This is a genomic window from Amycolatopsis sp. M39 (genome assembly GCF_001651785.1).
GTDB classification, from domain to species: Bacteria; Actinomycetota; Actinomycetes; order Mycobacteriales; family Pseudonocardiaceae; genus Amycolatopsis; species Amycolatopsis rubida.
The window spans coordinates 1-18,243 of record NZ_LWSF01000035.1; the positions used below are offsets into that span (position 1 = coordinate 1).

At 74.0% G+C, this 18,243-nt stretch carries 11 protein-coding genes and 1 pseudogene; all 12 read right to left on the reverse strand.

Annotated features, from left to right (window positions below; genetic code table 11):
• Window positions 1-62 precede the first annotated feature (62 nt).
• A complete protein-coding gene (locus A4R44_RS41440) occupies window positions 63-626 on the reverse strand; it encodes an ankyrin repeat domain-containing protein (RefSeq protein ID WP_067594001.1) in 564 nt (187 codons plus the stop codon).
• Between the two features lie 22 nt (window positions 627-648).
• Window positions 649-2,436: an ABC transporter ATP-binding protein gene (locus A4R44_RS41445; RefSeq protein WP_093576807.1), complete on the reverse strand. Its 1,788-nt coding sequence runs from the start codon at window positions 2,434-2,436 to the stop codon at window positions 649-651.
• On the reverse strand, window positions 2,433-3,350 hold the full coding sequence (locus A4R44_RS41450) for an aspartyl/asparaginyl beta-hydroxylase domain-containing protein (RefSeq protein ID WP_067594004.1): 918 nt from the start codon (window positions 3,348-3,350) through the stop codon (window positions 2,433-2,435). Before A4R44_RS41450 ends, A4R44_RS41445 begins: the two co-directional genes overlap by 4 nt.
• Before the next feature lie 4 nt (window positions 3,351-3,354).
• Entirely contained in the window at window positions 3,355-4,848 is a 1,494-nt protein-coding gene (locus tag A4R44_RS41455; RefSeq protein WP_067594009.1) for a PfkB family carbohydrate kinase, read from the reverse strand.
• Window positions 4,845-5,114, reverse strand: coding sequence for a phosphopantetheine-binding protein (locus tag A4R44_RS41460; protein WP_067594013.1), 270 nt, complete (start codon window positions 5,112-5,114; stop codon window positions 4,845-4,847). The genes A4R44_RS41455 and A4R44_RS41460 overlap by 4 nt, the downstream gene beginning before the upstream one ends.
• Window positions 5,111-6,745: a carbamoyltransferase C-terminal domain-containing protein gene (locus tag A4R44_RS41465; RefSeq protein WP_067594016.1), complete on the reverse strand. Its 1,635-nt coding sequence runs from the start codon at window positions 6,743-6,745 to the stop codon at window positions 5,111-5,113. The genes A4R44_RS41460 and A4R44_RS41465 overlap by 4 nt, the downstream gene beginning before the upstream one ends.
• Entirely contained in the window at window positions 6,742-7,866 is a 1,125-nt protein-coding gene (locus tag A4R44_RS41470; protein WP_157905131.1) for a glycosyltransferase family 9 protein, read from the reverse strand. Before A4R44_RS41470 ends, A4R44_RS41465 begins: the two co-directional genes overlap by 4 nt.
• Before the next feature lie 410 nt (window positions 7,867-8,276).
• Window positions 8,277-8,489 (reverse strand): annotated as a pseudogene (locus tag A4R44_RS51495) (MbtH family protein); the annotation flags it as partial.
• Between the two features lie 13 nt (window positions 8,490-8,502).
• The gene (locus tag A4R44_RS41485) at window positions 8,503-9,780 is read right to left on the reverse strand and encodes a hypothetical protein (protein WP_067594022.1); all 1,278 of its coding nucleotides are present in this window, start codon (window positions 9,778-9,780) and stop codon (window positions 8,503-8,505) included.
• Window positions 9,777-10,823 carry a TauD/TfdA family dioxygenase gene (locus tag A4R44_RS41490; protein ID WP_095213943.1) on the reverse strand — a complete coding sequence of 349 codons (1,047 nt, stop codon included), beginning with the start codon at window positions 10,821-10,823 and terminating at the stop codon, window positions 9,777-9,779. The genes A4R44_RS41485 and A4R44_RS41490 overlap by 4 nt, the downstream gene beginning before the upstream one ends.
• Window positions 10,820-13,393, reverse strand: a complete 2,574-nt coding sequence (locus A4R44_RS41495) for an AMP-binding protein (RefSeq protein WP_095213944.1) — start codon at window positions 13,391-13,393, stop codon at window positions 10,820-10,822. The genes A4R44_RS41490 and A4R44_RS41495 overlap by 4 nt, the downstream gene beginning before the upstream one ends.
• The gene (locus A4R44_RS51500) at window positions 13,390-18,201 is read right to left on the reverse strand and encodes a non-ribosomal peptide synthetase (protein WP_232792011.1); all 4,812 of its coding nucleotides are present in this window, start codon (window positions 18,199-18,201) and stop codon (window positions 13,390-13,392) included. The genes A4R44_RS41495 and A4R44_RS51500 overlap by 4 nt, the downstream gene beginning before the upstream one ends.
• Window positions 18,202-18,243: the final 42 nt, after the last annotated feature.

Below are 18,243 nucleotides of genomic sequence, written 5' to 3' on the forward strand. Positions count from 1 at the left end.
CACTCACGATCGCGGCTTGACTTCTAAGAACCTGAGATGTCTTTCTCGAGATGCCGCGCGGGTCAGCCGCGGTCCGCCTCCGGGACGAGGTCGAGGTCGTCGGGTGCCGCGAATCCCAGTTCGTCGCGGCAGAACCGTTCCCATTCGGGCGTGACCGCCGCGAACACGACGTCCTCGCCGGGCCAGATCGCGGCGGTCACGGTGAAATCGTCGTGCAGGTAGACGAACTCCTCGGTCCGCTCCCCCGCGTCCTCGGGCCAGCCGGGGTACGCGCGCACCGCGCTCAGCGGATAGGCGCGGCAGTACGGCGTCCAGCCCGGCGACCGGGTTTCGCCGCCCGCGCTCTCGCGCAGCAGGAGGGCCGCTTCGCAATGACCGGCCGCCAACGCGATGTCGTAAGGGGTGCGCTCGTCCTCGGCTTTGGCCAGCGGATCCGCGCCTGCCGCGAGCAGCGCGGCCACCGTCGCCGGATCGCCGTGCCCGGCGGCCCAGTCCAGCGCGCTCCACCCGTCCTCGTCCCGCGCGGAAAGCTCCTCGCCGGTCGGCGCCAGCTCGCGGATCTTCTCGCTGTCGCCGGTCTTGCTCGCGGCAGCCAGTGCGCCGCGCCGCCGTTTGCCCGCTGTCATCAGGACTCCTCGGTTCGATCGGTCATCGCGTTCCGCCGGTGCTCGCGAGCCTGCGGTACAAGGGATCGGAGCGAAGCAGCTCACGGTGCGACCCGGCCGCGCGCACGCCGCTTTCATCGAGCACGATCACCAGGTCGGCCTGGCTGGCCACGGTCATGCGATGGCTCACGGCCAGCACGATGCGCACCCTCGCCTGTTCGGCGATCGTCCGCAGCAGGGTCTCCTCGCTGTCCGCGTCGAGCTGCGAGGTCGCTTCGTCGAGCAGCAGGACGTCGGCGTGGCGCAGCAGCGCCCGAGCCACCGCGAGCCGTTGCCGTTGCCCGCCGGAGACCGCGACCGCGCGCTCGCCGATGGCGGTGTCCAGCCCGTCGGGCAGGCTCGCGACCCAGTCCGCGAGCCCGACCGCGTGCACGACGTCGAGTAGTTCCGTCTCGCCGGGGCTCGCCGCGCCGTAGCCGACCGCCTCGCGGATCGTCGCGCCCAGCAGCGGCGCGTCCTGCTCCACGTAGGCGAGCCTGCGCCGCAGTTCGCCGCGCTGGAAGGCCCTGATGTCGACGCCGTCCAGCAGCACCCGGCCCCGCCGCAGTTCCAGGAAACGCTCGACCACGTTGAGCACCGTGGTCTTGCCGATCCCCGACGGCCCGGTCACGACGGTGAGGCCGCGGGGAACGTGCACCGAGACGCCGCTGAGCACCGGCTGGTCCTCGTAGCCCGCCCACACCCCGTCCAGCGCGATCCCGGCCGGGACCCCGTCGTCGGCGGGCGCGGGCTCCGGTTCGGCGGACGCGTCCTGGTCGTCGGGTTCGGCCGGGATGTGCTGGATCTGCTCGATCCTGGCCAGCGCCGCGAGCCCTTCCGACATCGCGCTCGCGGCCTGCGTCAGCGCGGCCGAGGGCGTGCGCAGATACGTGACGTACAACAGGAAAGCGACGAGATCGCTGACCGACATCGCCCCGGAGGCGATCCGGGCCCCGCCCATCCCCAGCGCGGTCAGGAACATGATGTCCATCAGCACCCAGCCGGTGCCGCCGACGACCGCGTTCCAGCCCGCCGCGCGCACCCCCTGCCGGCAGGCGAGCCGGGCCTGCCCGACGACGGCGCGGGCCTCGTCCGCCTCGGTGCCGAACGCCTTGACCGTCCGGAAGGCGAGCAGGACCCGCTGCAGCCCGGTGAGCATCTCGCCGACCCCGGCCTGCGCCGCTTCGGTCGCCTTCGCCAGCCGGTGCAGGATCAGCCATTCCACCCCGGCGCCCACGGCCACGACGGCCAGCAGCACCAGCACCATCGTCAGATCGCTCAACGCCATCAGCACCACGGTGGCGAGCAGCACGACCGGGGCGACCGCGCCCCGGACCAGCGCCTCCGACAGCGCGTGCTGCAACAGCGTGGTGTCGCTGCCGATCCGCGAGAGCACGTCCCCGATCGGACGCCGCTGCACCGTGCTGACCCTGGCTCGCAGCAGCGCGTCGATCATGCCCGCCCGCGCGCCGAGCACCATCCGCTGGCCGAGCTTGCCCAGCTGGTAGCTGCTGGTGACGATCAGGACTCCGGAGCACAGGGCGACCGCGGCGAGCGTCAGCAGGGCGGGCACGAAGCTCGCGCCCCGCGACACCGAGTCCAGCAGCCATTTCACCACCTGCGGCTGCACCAGCACGGTGGCGTAGGACAACAGCTCCAGCATCAGCAGCCCCGCCAGCGCCAGGCGCAGTCCCGGGCCCAGCCGCAGCAGCGCGGGCAGCCGCGACCAGCCGAACCGCCGCGGCGGCTGGTCCGGCCCGGGCTCGCCGGGGGGCGGAGCGGTCGTCGTCACTCGTACCTGACCTTTCCGTCCTTCAGCTCGACCGCCGAGGCGTCGACCTCGCGCAGATGCCGGGTGACCAGGCTGGCCGCCCCGCTGTCGGCGGTGAGCCGCAGGACGCCCTCAACCAGTTCGGCGCGTTCGATCCCGCGCTCGCCCATGTACGCCTTGATCCGGTCGTCGAAGGCGGTGCGGGCGGACAGGATCCAGTCCCGGACGCTTTCGTCGAGATCGGCGTGCGAGACGTCGAGCAGCAGCACGACGCGCGGTTCCGTGCCTTCGTGCCAGACCTCGTGTTCGAAGGAGTCGTCGAAGACCAGGCAGTCGCCTTCCCGCCAGCGCAGCACGCGGTCGCCGACCCGGATCCGCGGCCCTTCCGGGACGACGAGACCGAGATGAACCCGTTGCCGCGCATTGGATCCGCCGCAGTGCGGCCGGATGTGCGCGCCCGGGTGGAGCCAGGACAGGGTGACCACCCCGGGCCCGCCGCTGCTCGCCTCGGGGATGCCCTCGATGACGCTCGCGGTGACCGGGAACCGGTCGCAGGCGTCGGCGAAGCGGTGCCCCGCCTCGTAAAACGTCACCTGCTCCCAGCGTCCCTTGCCCAGCAGCGGTTCCTCGACCGGCAGGAACCCGCGCGCCGCCGGGTCGGTGACGGTGTCCAGTTCGGCGCGGATCCGCGGATAGCTTTCGCGCAGGTAGGCGGTGAACCAGAACTGCCCGGGGTCGTAGACCGGGATCGGCGGCAGGGACGGCACGTAGTGCACGGGGCGCTGCGCGGGATGGCGCCAGACGCCCTGTGCGACGGCGAGTTCCGCGCACGCCCGCGCCGCGGGTTCGTCGCCTTCGGCGAGCAGAGCCGCGATGAGGTCGGAGTACAGCTGCCGCGTCGCGTTCCCGCGCCGGGCCCCGGTGACCGGTCGCATCGGTTCACGCCCCCTTCCGGTCCGGGCCCGCGCGCTGCTCGTCCACCGCGGACAGAGCGCGGATCTCCCGGATGATCTTGCTGGTGGACAGCCCGCCGACGGTGCTCAGCAGTTCGACGACCCCGCCGAGGCGTTCGACCAGCGGCGCTTCGGGCAGGGTCTGGCGGGTGTAGTCGTCGCCCTTGACGTAGACGTCCGGCCGCAGCCGTTCGATCAGTTCCGCCGGGCTGTCGGCGGCGAAGGGCACCACGACGTCGACGCAGCCCAGCGCGGCCAGCACCCGCATCCGCTCGGCCAGCGGGAGCACCGGCCGGGCCGGGCCTTTGAGCCTGCGCACGCTCTCGTCGGAGTTCACGCCCACCACGAGCAGTTCGCCGAACGCCTTGGCCCGGCTGAGCAGGGAAACGTGGCCGCCGTGCAGGAGGTCGAAGCAGCCGTTCGTGAACGCGACGCGGGATCCCCGGCCCGGCACGTCGGTCAGCCAGGCCGGGAGTTCGCCGCCGGGCTGGATCTTGCCGGCGCCGGCGAGCCTGCGCCGCAGTTCCGCGGGGTCGCAGTTCGCGGTTCCCGGTTTGCGCACCACCGTGTCGGCGGCCGCGGAGGCGAATTCCGCGGCGGCGCCCGGATCGGCGCCCGCGGCCAGCGCCAGCGCGAGCGCCGAGGTGAAGGTGTCTCCGGCGCCGACCGTGGTCTTGGCCTCCCCGTCGGCGTACGTGCGCAAGCTCGGCCGCCCGGCCTGCAGCACCACGGCGCCGTCCCGGTCCAGCGTGACCGCCGCCAGGTCCGCGCCGCTGCGCTCCAGCAGCAGCCCGGCATGGTCCTGGATCTGCCCCGCGCGGTCGCCTTCCGGGGCCAGCGGGGGCTGCCCGAGGAGAGCGACGGCTTCGGCGTAGTTCGGCTTGACCGCGTCCGGGCGGATCGCGCGAAACACGGCCGGGGTCCGGGAATCCACCACGAGCAGCGGACGCCGCCGCGAGGCCGCCAGCACCTCGGTCACCTCTTCGGTGAAGGCGCCGTAGCCGTAGTCGCAGGCGATGACCACGTCGCACCACGACAGCTGTTCGGCCAGCCGCGCGGCCAGCGTCGCGGCGGTGCGCCGGCCGACCGGTTCCCGGCCGCCCTCGTCCATCCGCAGCAGCATCTGCCGCGGCGCCAGCACCCGGTGCTTGACCGCGGTCGGCCGCGACTCGTCGGTCACCAGGAGACCGGAGCCGAGCCCGGCCGTCGCCAGCGCCGCGCGCAGCCGCCGCCCGGCCGGGTCCGCTCCGGCCACGGCGAGCAGCCGCGGTTCGGCGCCGAGCGAGCGGAGGTTGGCCGCCACGTTCGCCGCGCCGCCGCACTGGTCGTGCGCGCCGGTCAGGTCGAGCACCGGCACCGGGGCCTCCCGGCACATCCCGGCGGGCGTGCCGACGAGATACCGGTCCACGATGGCGTCGCCGACCACCAGCGCCCGTGTTCCCCGGACGGCGGCCACGAGCCCGAGCAGGTCCCCGGTCACGGTCCGGCCTCCCCGTCGCCGGGCGCCAGCACCCGTTCGGCCATGCCCGCGACGGTCTGGGTTTCCAGCAGGACGCGCACGGACAGGTCCGTGCCGAGCCGGTCGGCGAGCGCGTTCACGATCCGGACGGCCGCGATCGAATCGCCTCCCAGGTCGGCGAAACGGTCCGTGCGGCCGATCCGCTCGCGCCGGAGCACGGCGCACCACACCTCGGTCAGCTCCCGCTCCAGCCTGCGCCGCCGGAACCACGCCGGTCCCCGGATCACGGCCGCCTCCGTCTCGTCACGACGGTGTGCGGCAGGACGAGGTGGTCGAGTCCCGCGGCCAGCAGGGTCCGCACGGCGTCCTCCGGGGTTTCCGCGATCGGCTCGCCCTTGGTGTTCAGGCTCGTGTTCAGCACCAACGGCACCCCGGTCCGGTCTTCGAACGCACGGATCAGGTCGTAGTAGGCCGGGTTGTCCTCGCGGCGGACCGTCTGCAGTCGCGCGGTGCCGTCCACGTGCGTGACCGCGGGCACCGACGGCTTGCGCACCGGAGCGGCGCGGAGCATGAACGGGCTGTCCGCCAGTCCGAACCACTCGGCCGCCCGCTCGTTGCGCACCGACGGAGCGAACGGCCGGAAATGCTCGCGCAGCTTGATTTCCGCGTTCAGCCGGTCCCGCATCGTCGGGCTCCGCGGATCGGCGAGGATGCTGCGGTGCCCGAGCGCGCGGGGCCCGATCTCCGACGCGCCCTCGTACCAGCCGACGACCGCGCCCGCGGCGAGCAGGTCCGCGGTCCGGCTCGCGTAGTCGTCGACGATCTCCACCGACAGCTCGTCCGCGTGCGCGCGCAGCGCGCGCTCCTCCGCCTCCTTCGGGTACTGCCGGACCGAATACATCAGCTCGGTGTTCCGGTACGCCCGCCGCGGATTGCCCAGCACGTGGTGCCAATGCCACAGGGCGGCGCCGATCGCGGTCCCGTCGTCCCCGCAGGCGGGATGGAAGTGGACGCGTTCGAACTCGGACGCGGCGAACGCGGGCTCCGTCGCGACCACGTTCAGCGCGGTTCCGCCGGAGAGGCACAGGTTCCGGCCGGCCCCGTTGCGGGCCGCGATCGGGCCGAGTTCGGCGAACAGCGCCAGCAGCTGGACGTCGAGGCCGCGCTGGATGTAGTAGGAGAGGCGGGCGTTGAGTTCCCGGTCCCCCACCGCGACCGGCACCGGGTCCTGCCCGGCCAGCGCGACCAGCTCGTCGAACCGGGAGAGCTTGGCCGGATCGAACGCCGCCGGGTCGTCGAGCGCGCCGTACGGGGCCAGTCCCATCACCTTGCCCGCGCCCACGATGCTGGACCCGAACTGCAGTTCGGCGACGTAGCAGTAGCCGATGTTGGCGGTGAACCACGTGTCGAAGTCCTGCCGAAGGGCCACCAGCTTGGTGCCCCGCCCCAGGTACGCGCGGCAGCCGGCGGGATCGACGGCCACCGAAACCGCCGAGTCGAACGGCGAGGTGTAGAAGCTCGCGGCCGCGTGCAGCAGGTGGTGCTCCGGGTTCACCGTGCACGGAATGCGGACGCCGTCGAGGGAGACCCGCGCGTTGCGCTGGTCCACCCAGAACTCCAGCCAGGTCTCCTTGAGGTCGGATCCGTGCAGCAGCGCGATGTCCGGCGAGTCCATCGAATGCAGGTTGCACAGCAGCACGTGGTCCACATCGGACAGTGCGAGCCCGGCTTGGTCCAGCAGTTCGGCCAGGTCGCTCGCCCGCAGCCCGGGATGCTTCTTGCGCCGCGAGAACCGCTCGGTGGCGACGAAACCGGCCATCCGGCCGTCCGACAGCAGAACCGCCGCGCCGTCGTGGTTGAAGTTGATCGCCAGGATGTTCCGGACCGCGCGGTCCGGGACGGGGCGCCCGGTGGTCATAGCGGGGCCTCGATTCTCGCTGCCCTGGACTGCCCGAGCCGCCGCGAGACCGCCGCCCACACCCGGTCCACGGAGAGATCGGCCAGGCATTTCGGGTAGGGGCCGTCGGCCGAGACGTACGCGAGGGCGCAGTCGTGCTCGCAGCTCCGGGCGGCGAGCGCGGCGGCCGGATTGGTCGCGGACTGGCAGGGATAGCGCAGGGAAACCCCGGTGTGGTGCGGATAGACGCGAGCCCAGAGGAACTCGGTCCCGGTCGGGCCGTACAGGACGACCGCGGGCGTGCGCACCGCCGCGGCCACGTGCGCCAGCGAAGAATCGTTGCCGAGCAGCAGATCCATCTCGGCGAGCAGGTTCGCCGTCCGGTCGAGCGCGGCGTCCGCGACCACCTCGGCGCCGGTCCCGGGCCGGTGCGCGGCGATCGCTTCCGCGAGCCGGTGCAGATCGTCGCGTTCGGACCGGTCGCCGAACAGGTAGCAGACCGCGCCGGTGTGCCGCGCCGCGAGACGGCACAGCTCCGCGTAGTTCCCGAGCGGCCAGCGACGGTTCCACTGCGAGGAGCCGCCGGGATGCACAGCCAGCCGGGGAGCCGCCGGTCCGAGTTCCGGCGGCGGCTCGCCGCTGCGCGGCAAGGGCGGCACCGCCTCGGCCGGGCGGAGCGGGCCCGGCAGGTCGAGCGCCGCGGCCAGCGCCGCGGCGTGGTCGAACAGGTCCGGCCTGCCGAACAGCGGGCGCGGCAGCCGCAGCGGATGGGTGAGGTCGCCTTCGCCGTCGCCGGGCGCCGGCACGCCCAGCCGGACCGGGATCCCTGCTCGCCGCGCCTCGGCAGCACCCAGCCCCTTGCTGTCCGGGTCGACGAAGCACGCCTGCGGGCGGATCTCCGCCAGGCGCGCGGAGAACCGCGCCCATCCTCTCGGGTCCTGCTCGCCGGGATCGGGGCACGGCAGCACTCCGGTGGCGTAGCTGTGCCGCCCGAAGAACTCCGCGAACCGCGCCGCCACCGTCGCGCCGGTGACGACGGTGAGCCCGGCCGAGGGGAAAGCCCTGCGCAGCAAGGAGAACGCGATATTGCGCTGCACGAGGTCGCCGAGCCCCGGCCCGGCCAGCCGCGCGAACACGCACATCTGCGACACCATCGTTCCCGCTTTCCGTGGTTCCGTCACACCGGACGGACCGCCAGGCTCCCCCGCCCGGCGAGAGTGGCCAGATCGATCGAAGCGGTGCAGGCGACCGGCACGAAGTCCAGCTCCAGCACCCCGCTGAGCCGGACCTCCCCGGTGCCCGCGGCGAAGTCCGCGCCGGCCAGCACGCAGTCCTCGGCGACCAGTTCCACCCCGAGTTCGGTGCCGCCTTCGGTGCCGGTGAACCGGAGGAAGACGAAACCCCGTTCGACGGCCTCGCCGAACGCGGCGGCGGTGCGGTCCGGGCGGAGCGAGACCTCGACCCGGTGGTCGCCGTCGCTGAGCCGGTCGACCAGGGACGGGGTGTCCGCGTACGGGTCCTCGGCCGCTTCTTCGGCCAGCCCGTCCGGATGTTCGGCCATGAACCGCCGCAGGCTCAGCGGCCGCATGTCGGTCCACACCTCGTCGATGTGGGACAGGCACTCCGCCCGGCCGCCGGTCTTGCCCGCGACCGTCCAGCCGTCCGGGAGTTCCTGTTCGGCGGGCCAGATCGAGTACTGCTCTTCGGCGTTGCGCACGACGTGGTACGTGCGGTCGTCGCCCTTCTCGTCCGTGGGGCCGGTCATGGCTTCGCTCCTTTCAGTCGGCGGCGCGCGGCAGCGGCGCCGCCGGAGTGCCGAGAACGTGGTCGACGGCCCGGTCCAGCTGACCGAGCAGGCGGTCCATCGCCGCGTCGGGGATTTCGGGCCGGGCGTAGTCGAAAACGGCGACCATGTCGTCGCCGAGTTCGCCGAGGTGGACGTCGAGCAGCACGCCGTCGTCCGTTCCGGCGCGGGGGCCGCCCGCCGGGCCGAGCAGGTCGGCCTCGCGGAACAGTTCGATCGACACTCCGAGCGGGCCCGGCGTTTCCCCGCTCCGGGTCCGGACGCTGCGCGGCGGGTTGCGGCAGAAGTGCACGGTGACATTCCACAGCTCGGCGGCGCGCGGGGCGGTCAGCGCACCGGTGCGCACGCCGTGCTCGACCAGCTGCCGGTAGGGCAGGTAGTGCACCACCGAGTCCAGGAAGCCCGTCTGGGCGCGCATCAGGACGTCGGGGAACGCGGGGTCCGCCAGTCCGTCGAGGTCGACCCGGAAGGCCAGCCGGTCGGTGAGCGGGCCGAGGACCTGGCCCAGTCCGAAATAGTCCCGCAGGTCGAACTCGCAGCCGAACCCGGAACTGCCCGGCCTGCCCCGCGTGTGCAGGCACCAGGCCAGCAGCGCGACGAAGGTGAGCGAGCCGTTCGCGCCGAGCGGGCCGCTCGTGCCGGTGAGCGCCGTCCAGCGGTCCCCGGCGATCCGCAGCCGCCTGCGCCCGGCCGGGCCGGACGTGTCCGGGCCGCCGAAACCCCCGGTGCGGTAGCGCGGGAACTCCCGGCTCCACCACCGCCGCCGCGACTCGTGCGCGCGGGCGGTGCCGACCGGGTCGAAGCCGGCCGCATCGGCGCGACCGCGATACGCGCTGGGGCGGAACCTGCCGAAGTACGCCTGCCAGACCGCTCCGAGCACCGCGTACACCGAGCGGATGTCGAGCAGGTCCGACGCCGCGACCAGGCCGAGCACGTGCCGGTCCGCGGCGAGCCGCAGCCAGTGGAAACCGTTGCGCGGAAGGGGATCGCCCGCTGCGCGGCGATCGCGCTCCGCCAGCAACGCGGCCACGCACGCCGTCTCCGGGTCGCCCGCCGGAAGGTCGTCCGGGACGTGCAGCCGAGGACCGTCGCCCGGTCCGGCGGATAGCAGCGCCGCGGACACCTCGCGTACCGCCGCGGCGAGCCGCCCGGTGTCGACTTCGCCGTCCACTCGCAGCGCCCGGACCTGGTACTGCGCCGGAGAGTCGCGATCCTCCGCCGGCCGAACCGGGACCGGGCCGCCCGCCGTCACCGGTCCGCTCCGTCCCGCACGGCGGACCAGGACAGCGGACCGGCCATGCCGACCGCCACTTCGCGCGCACCCGTGTAGGGCTCGCGGCCGTGCGCGGCGAGGAGGTTGTCCACCACGAGGACGTCTCCCCGCTGCCACGGCGTTGCGACCAGCTCCGCGGCGTAGGCCGCCCGCAGCTCGTCCATGACCTCGGCCGGGATCGGGGCGCCGTCGCCGTAATAGGCGTTCGCCGGGAGGTCCGCTTCGGCGACCTGCTTCCTGATCTCGGCGCCGACCTCGCCCGGCAGGCTGCTGGCGTGGAAGAAGACCGCGTGGTTGAACCACACTCGCTCCCCGGTGCCCGGATGCACGGCGACCGCGGGCCGGACCTGGCTGGTCCGGAGCCGGTCGCCCGCTCCCCACTCGAAGTCGATGCCCTGTTCCCGGCAATGCCGTTCGGCCTGGGTCCGCTGCCGGGTCTGGAACGCCTCCTGCCACGACAGGCCGAGGCCGGTCCCGTAGTTCCGGACGTAGCGCACTCCGCGGCGGGCGAACCCGGCCAGCACCTCGGGCCGGATCCGGGCCAGCACCCGGCGGGTGTCGGCCAGCGGCGTGGCGCCGCCGCCGTCGGCGGCGCGCAGGCAGCAGAACACCAGCCGCCGCGGGAACTCGCGCTGGTAGGAGTTTTCGTTGTGCAGCAGGATCGGCTGGTCCGCCGGGTGGTCGGTGGCGGTGTAGATCCGGTCGCCGAGTTCGGTTCGCGGGGAGGACCGCTCCCGGTACGGGCTCGGCGTTCCGGCGAGCGCCCGCAGCACCGCGCCGAAGCCTTCGAGGCGGACGCCGAACCCGCGGAACAGCACCGCGCCGTGCACGTCGAGCCAGGCTCGCACGGTGTCTTCCGCGCCGGAGGCCCAGCGCCCGAGATCGGTCCCGGCTTCCCCGGCCAGCACTCGCGCCGGCAGCGTCGCGCCGTCCGGCGGCCCGATCGGGCGCACCCCGCCGCCGGGCCCGGACGGCACCCGGCGCCGCAGCCCGGCCCGAGGCCCGCTCGCGCGCGGCGTCACGGCCGTTCCCCGGTCCCGGGGCGCAGCCTGCCGGTGAGATCCGGGACCTGCCTGCTTCCGGCCCCGCCCGCCGCGGGCGCGGGCACTCCGCCGAGCAGGGCGTGCACGAACCGGTCGTCCGGGCGCAGCCGCAACGGCGCGGTCAGCTCGGCGGGATCGAGCGTCCCGACCGGACAGAGCCCGAGCCCGGCCTCCCCGGCGACCGACATCAGCAGCTGCGCCATCGCTCCCGCCTCGAAAACCGAGAAATCCCAAGCCAGTTCGCCGTAGAGCGGGGTGATCGCGTCCATCCGGCTGATCAGGTAGAGCACGAAGGCGGACTCGGCGAGCGCCGCCCGGTTGACCTCGGCGTGCGCGGCGGCGGGCACCCCGGCTCCGGGACCGACCGGCACCAGTTCCGCGCGGGCGGGGTCGAGGTAGTAGACGCCCGCGCCGAGATCGGCGACCCGGCCGGGCGCGACGTCGAGATACGCGCCCAGCGGATACGCGCTGCCCGCCGAGGGATACCAGTACTTCGTCTCGCCCGCGTCCTCGGTGGTCCGCAGCGCGCCGAGCAGGACCGCGAGGTCCGCCAAAGCGACCGGCTCGGCCGAGAAACGCCGGTGGCTGCGGCGTCCGCGCGCCCGGGGGTCCGCCGAGCCGCCGAGCACGATCCCGGCCGTCCCGGCGTATTCCGCGCGGATGCCGGCGTGCGCGTCCTTGAACGCCTGGCGCTCCGCCAGGCCCAGGAGCAGGTCCCCGGCGGGAGGGCCGGACGGCCGGGGGTCGGCGACGGTGGCCAGATGCGGGCCGATCAGCACCGCGACCGACGGGAACCGCAGCAGTTCTTCCACGGCCACGCCGATTCCGAGTTCGTCCTCGACCACGGTGGCCAGCCGGACCAGCTCGACCGACGTCGCGCCGAGGTCGACGAGGTTCATGTCCGGCTCGATGTCGGCGACCCCGAGCACCCGGCAGGCGATCGCCGTCGCCGCGGCGAGCAGGTCTTCGCCGGCGCCCGCCGCCGGGGAGGCCGCCGCGGGAGGAGGCGGGGCCGGGCGGTCCAGCGCGGCCAGCGCGGTCCGGTCCACGCGGCCGTCCGGGGTGAGCGGGAAAGCGTCGAGGATCGCGATCCGGCCGGGCAGCAGGTACGGCGAAACCTTGCGGCGCAACTGGTCGAGCAGCCCGGGACCGGCGACGTCCGCGCCGGGCCGCAGCCGGGCGAACCCGATCGACGCGCTCTCCCCGGCCGTCGTGACCACCGCCGCGGCGTGCACCCCGGGCAGCCCGGCCAGCGCCACCTCGGCGTCGTGGACGTGCAGCCGCCTCCCGTGCACCGTCAGCTGCGCGGATTCGTCGCCGACGATCTCCACCACGCCCTCCGGCAGCACGCGGCCGAACTGGGCGGTGCGCAGCAACGGTTCGCCGGTCTCCGGATGGGTCGGCGGAGCGGTCACGGCCTCGGCCGCGAGTCCGCCGTAGTGCACCTGCCCGGTGACCCAGGCCGGGCAGACGCCGCCGTTCTCGCCCAGCACGTGGATCCGCTGGTTGCGCATCGGCCTGCCGATCGGCACGGTGGGCGTCTCCGGTTCCGCCGCGGCCGATTCGTGGCAGGCGGCCCACGGTCCGTGCTCCCCGGCGGCGGACAGGTTCGCGACGACGAGGTCCGGGCCGCTCAGCGCCCGCAGCCGCCGGACGAGAGAGCCGGGAAGCCGTTCCCCGCTCAGCAGCACCAGCCGCACCGGCTCCGGCAGCCGTTCCTCCCGCCGTTCCGCTTCGGTGACGAGGAGGTCGAGCAGCGTCGGCGTGGAATGCCACACGCTGACGCGTTCGCGGGCCAGCACCTCCAGCCAGGCGGCGGGGTTTCGCAGGTCGATGTCCTCGCCGAAGACCAGGGCGGCTCCGGTCAGCAGGCCCAGCGAGGTCTCCAGGACGCCTCGTCCGCTGGCGATCGGGGTCAGCGCGATCATCCGGTCGGCCTCGCCGATTCCGAACCGTCCGGCCAGATCGGCGGCCAGGTTGAGCAGATCCCGGTGCCGCAGCACGGCACCGTCGCCGAGCACGCACGCGGCCGCGTGCCCGTCGGGGCCTCCCGGTCCCGGAACGAACGACGCTTCGGGGAGGCCGTCGATCGCCACCGCGCCGAGGTGTTCCGGCCAGCGGAGCCGGTCGAACAGCCACGACTGCGAGACGACGACGGACGCGCCTTCCCGCTCGGCCCGCCGCCACCGCACCGTCTGGGCCGCGCCGGGATCCACCGGCAGCGCCGCCGCGCCCGCCCGCAGGATGCCCAGCAAGCCGATCACCTGCCCGGCTCCCGGCTCCGCGCACAATACGACCCGGTCCCCCGCTCGCACCGCCCGGTTCCGCAAGGCGGCGGCCACGCGATCGGCCGCCGAGAGCAGTTCGGCGCGGGTCAATCCGCGCGCCGGTTCCCGTGCGGCGAGAGCGTCGCCGTGCGCGTCCGCGAGCGCGGCCACCGCGTCCGGCAGGGCGCCGTCCGGGACGTCGCCGGTCAGCTCGTTCATGCTCCGCAGCAGTTCCCGCTGATCGGCGGGGAGCAGCGAAAGCCTCTGTTCGGCCATACTCATGCCGGGTCACCTCCAGATCGCACGGCCGTCGCGGCGACGTCGTCGAGTACCGTGTTGAACGCGTCGAACATGGTTTCCACCAGGCCGGGCGGGAACGCCTCTTCGACGAAATCCCAGGTGCAGACCAGCTTTCCGGCCTGCTCGCCGACCTGGTGGTCGAGCAGCACCTGCGGGGTCTGGCTCACCGCGTACACCGTTCTGGCGCGCCACGCCGGGGCCGCCGGGGCCGGGAGCGCGCCGTCGGAGAGCAAGGTGCTGGTGAAGACCACCGGCATCATCGCCTCGTCCCGGCGGGCCGGATCGCGGCGCAGCATGCGGAGCACCTCCACGCCGGTGACCAGGCGGTGCTCCAGATCCCGCCAGAGCCGGTCCTGCAGCCGCTTCGCCCGCTCCGGGAACGGGGAATCGCCCGAGACGTCCACGGCGAGCAGCGTCGTGGTGGTGAAGTCGCCGACCAGCGCGTCCACTCCGGGATGCAGCGGCAGCCGGTTGAACGTGGTGACGTTGAGCGTGAACCGCGGGCTGTCGCTCCAGACGGCGAGCACGTCGCTGAACGCGGCGCAGACCGCCGCGGACGGAGTGAGCCCGGCCGAAGCCGCCCACCCGCGCACCGCGCGCCACGCGTCCGGCGCGAGTTCGGTGTGCAGGCGGCGGAATCGCGGGCTGCCGAGGTCTTCCGGCCGCCGCAGCAGCGGCAGGCCGGGCGCGGCGGGCAGTTCGGCGAGCCGGCCCGCCCAGTAGCTGCGGGCCTGGCGATGCCGAGCGCTCCCCTTGAGCCGCTCGACGCCCAGCACGTAGTCGCGGAAGGTGCAGCCCGGCTCGGGCAGCGCGACGGCGGGATCGTGGTAGAGCGCCATCAGCTCGCCGGTGAGGATCCGGGTGCTGTGCGCGTCGGCGATCAGCAGGTCGACGCTCAGGTGCAGCCGGGTGACGAGATCGTCCACGCGATGCGCCCGCAGGTCGAACAACGGCCATCGGGCGGCGTCGGGGACCTGGTGCGACATCTCCGCGCGCACGGCGGCGAGCCGGTCCGCCGCGGCCTCCGGCGTCCGGTCGCGCAGATCCGCGGTCGCGATCCGGTAGCCGGGGACGGAGGACAGCACCTGCTGGTAGCCGTCCCGCCGGACGACGGTGCGCAGTGCGTCGTGCCGGTCGACGAGCAGCCGCAGGGCTTGCTCCAGCCGGGCGAGGTCGAGGTCCTCGACGTCGAGTTCCAGGTAGCTGTGCGTGGCCACGCCGCCGAGACCGAGACCGGCGCGGCGGCCCAGCCAGTACGCCTGCTGGAGATCGGTCAGCGGGAACGGTTCCGTGCGGTCTTGCGGGCACGGAACCAGCGCCGCCGGGAGGTCCGGCTCGGGGTCGGCGGCGGCCTGCGCCTCGGCCACCGCGGCGGCGAGCGCGGCCACGGTGGGGTCGCCGAACAGCCGGGGCAGCCGGATCCGGACGCCGAGCGCCTCCTGGAGTTTCGTGATCAACCGGATCGCTTCCAGCGACGTGCCGCCGAGGGCGAAGAAGTCGTCGTCGGGCCGGACGACGGGCACGGACAACAGGTCCGCCCAGATCGCGGCGAGCTGCTCGCTCAGCTCCGCGAAGCGCGCCGGGTCCGCCGCCGGAGTGTCTGCTGTGGACTTCGCGCGAGCGGGCGTGCGGGAACGCAGCGCGGACCGGTCGACTTTTCCGTTGGCGGTCAGCGGAATCCGGTCCAGCCGCACGAACAGCGACGGAACCATGTACCCGGGCAGGAGATCGCCGAGTCCCTCGCGCAAGGCCGCCGGTTCCGGCGCCGGTTCGCGCTCCGGCACGAAGAAAGCGACCAGCCGCCGCTCCGTCCCCGGTTCCCCGGCCGCGATCACCGCGGCGGCCCGGACCCCGGGCAGGCTCTGCACGCCCGCCTCGACCTCGCCGAGTTCGATCCGGTAGCCGCTGATCTTCACCTGGCCGTCCTCCCGGCCGAGGAACTCCAGGTTCCCGTCCGGCCGGTGCCGGGCGAGGTCGCCGGTCCGGTAGAGCCGTCCGCCGGTCGCGGGGTCCGGCGGGAACCGGAACCTCGTCTGCTCCTCGTCGCGCCAGTACCCGAGCGCCACGCCCCGGCCGCCGATGTACAGCTCGCCCGCCACCCAGTCCGGAACCGGCCGCAGGCGGTCGTCGAGCACCCGGATCGACTGGCCGGGCATCGGGACGCCGTACGGGACGCTGGGCCAGTCGCGGCCGGTCTCGCCGACCGGGTGCCAGACCGACCAGATCGACCCCTCGGTCGCGCCGCCGAGGCTGAGCACCTCCGCGCCGGGAGCGAGCGCGCGGATCCGGTCCGGCAGCGCGGTCGGGATCCAGTCGCCGGACAGCAGCACCAGCCGCAGCGTGGAGAGCGCGTCCGGGGCGAGCGGACTGGCGTGTCCGGCGAGCACCTCGGCCAGCGCGGGCACCGAGTTCCACACGGTGATCCGCTCGCGCCGGACGAGTTCGGCCCAGTGCGCGGGCTCGCGCCGCCGTCCGTGCTCGGGCAGCACCACCGTGCCCCCGGCGGCCAGCAGGCCGAACAGGTCGTAGACGGCGAGGTCGAAGCTGAGCGAGGACACGGCGAGGACCCGGTCGCGCGGCCCGACCCCGAAGCGGGCGTTGACCGCGTCCACGGTGCCGGACGCGCCGCGATGGTCGATCATCACGCCCTTGGGCGTTCCGGTGGAGCCCGAGGTGAAGATGACGTACGCGAGATCAGCGGGATCGACGGGCACTCGCGGCGGTTCGTCGGACGGGTCGAGGTCCGCGGGACGGTCGACCGCCACCACGCGCACGTCCGGCAGTTCCGGCGCCGCGTCCGCCTGGGTCAGCACGGTGCGCAGTTCCCCGCGCGCGATCAGGTGCCGCAGCCGTTCGCGGGGCAGGTCGGGATCCAGCGGCAGGAACGCCATCCCGGCCTCCAGCACCCCGAGCACGGCGACCGCCTGCGGCCAGCCCTTGGGAGCGGCGATCCCGACCAGCGTGTCCCGGCCGCCCCGCAGCAGCGTGCGCGCGACCCGGTGCGCGCGACTGGCCAGCTCGCCGTAGGTCATCCGGGTCTCGCCGTGGACCAGCGCGACCCGCTCCGGGTGTTCCCCGGCGACGCGGAACACCGGTTCGTGCAGGCAGCGCGGCGGCGCACCGGGGCCCGCCGCGACGGCCGCGCGCACCGCCCGCTGCGCGTCGGGAAGGCCGGCCTCCCCGGGGCGGCCCGCGGCCAGCCCGGCGAGGAAGCGCTGGTACGCCTCGAACATCCCGTCGACCACGCCGGGGCGGAACAGCTCGTCGACCGCGTCCCAGTTGAACACCAGCGCGCCGCGCTGTTCGCTGACCTGGTGGTCCAGGTGCACCTGCGGGGTCTGGGTGATCCCGTACTCCAGCTCGCCGAACACCGGGTCCCCGTCCGCGCCGCCGCCGGACCCCACCGGCAGGTTCGACGTGAACACCACCGGGGTGAGCAGTCCGGGCGGCCAGCCGCGGCTCCGGTTCCGCTCGCGCATCACCTCGACCCCGCTGACCTGCGCGTGGTCCAGGTCGTCCCAGAGCAGCCGCTGCACCGCGCGCGCACGGTCCGCGAAGGACTCAGCGGTGCGGTGGTCGACCTCGAACACCGACAGCGAGGTGAAATCGCCGACCAGCGCGCCGACTTCGGGATGCACCGGTTCGCGCCGGAAGACGGTGAGCATCAGGCTGTAGTGCGCGCTCCTGCTCCACCGCGTGACGATCTCGGCGAAGGCGGCCAGCAGCAGGGCCGACGGGGTCAGGCCGTGTTCGGCGGCGGTCGCTTTCAGCACCGCCCAGTCGCGCGGTTCCAGCCGTCCCGAACGTCGCACGAAGCGGGGCTGGTCGACGGTCTCCGGCGCGGCGGCCGTCGGAAGCTCCGGCCCGGCGGGCAGGTCGTCCAGCCGGTTTCGCCAGTACGCCAGCGCTTTCCGGTGCGCGGGCTCGCCGCGGCGGCGCTCGGCGGCCAGCACGTAGTCGCGGAACGTCAGGTTCAGCGGCGGGCGGGACTTCCCCGCGTAACGATCCGCCAGTTCGGTCATCACCAGGCCGAAGCTGTAGGCGTCGCAAATCAGCGCGTCGACGCTGAGGTGCACCAGCGCGGCGTCGCCGGGCAGCAGGGAGAGCCGGACCTCGAACAGCGGCCACCGGCCGGCGGGCAGGACCTGGTGGGACAGCTCCTCGCGCCAGCGGATCAGCCGCTCGCGGCGCCGGGGCCCGGTGTCCTGCCGCAGGTCCTGGCATTCGACCCGGTAGCGGGGCACCTGCGCCAGCACCCGCTGCGTCCCGTCGGCGGACACGACGGCGCGCAGCATCGGATGCTGCGCGATCACTTCGTTCAGCGCGGTCTCGAACCGGGCGGGGTCGAGCCGGGTCGCGGTCAGTTCCAGGTAGGCGTGGGTGGCGACCTTGCCGAGCGCGAACTCGGCGTCGCGGCCCGCCAGGTAGGCGCGCTGGATGTCGGTGAGCGGGAACGGCTCGTGCTGGGCGGCCTGGTCCGGCACCGCCCGGATCGTCTCCCGCGGGGCCGCCGTGCTCCGTTCCAGCCGTGCGGCCAGCGCGGCGGCTGTCGGCGCGGCGACGAGATCGCCCAGTCCGACCGCGACGCCCAGCCGTTCGCGCAGCACCGTCGCCACGTGCGCGGCGAGCAGGGAATGACCGCCCAGCAGGAAGAAATCGTCGGAGAGCGCCGGGCGCCCGGCGGCGGGCAGCACCTCGGCGAAGACGTCGAGCACGACGGCCTCGGTCGGCGTGAGCGCCTCGTCGCGCGGCCGTTCTTCCGGTGTCCGGCCGGGTTCGGGGAGCCGCAAACGGTCCACCTTGCCGCTCGGGTTCAGCGGCAGCGAGGGAAG

What these genes read in the sequence shown, in the direction of transcription:
- A4R44_RS41495 (WP_095213944.1), bottom strand. Translation starts at nt 13,393, where the DNA reads ATGAGTATGGCCGAACAGAGGCTTTCGCTGCTCCCCGCCGATCAGCGG.
- A4R44_RS41470 (WP_157905131.1), bottom strand. Translation starts at nt 7,866, where the DNA reads ATGTGCGTGTTCGCGCGGCTGGCCGGGCCGGGGCTCGGCGACCTCGTG.
- A4R44_RS41440 (WP_067594001.1), bottom strand. Translation starts at nt 626, where the DNA reads ATGACAGCGGGCAAACGGCGGCGCGGCGCACTGGCTGCCGCGAGCAAG.
- A4R44_RS41465 (WP_067594016.1), bottom strand. Translation starts at nt 6,745, where the DNA reads ATGACCACCGGGCGCCCCGTCCCGGACCGCGCGGTCCGGAACATCCTG.
- A4R44_RS41450 (WP_067594004.1), bottom strand. Translation starts at nt 3,350, where the DNA reads ATGCGACCGGTCACCGGGGCCCGGCGCGGGAACGCGACGCGGCAGCTG.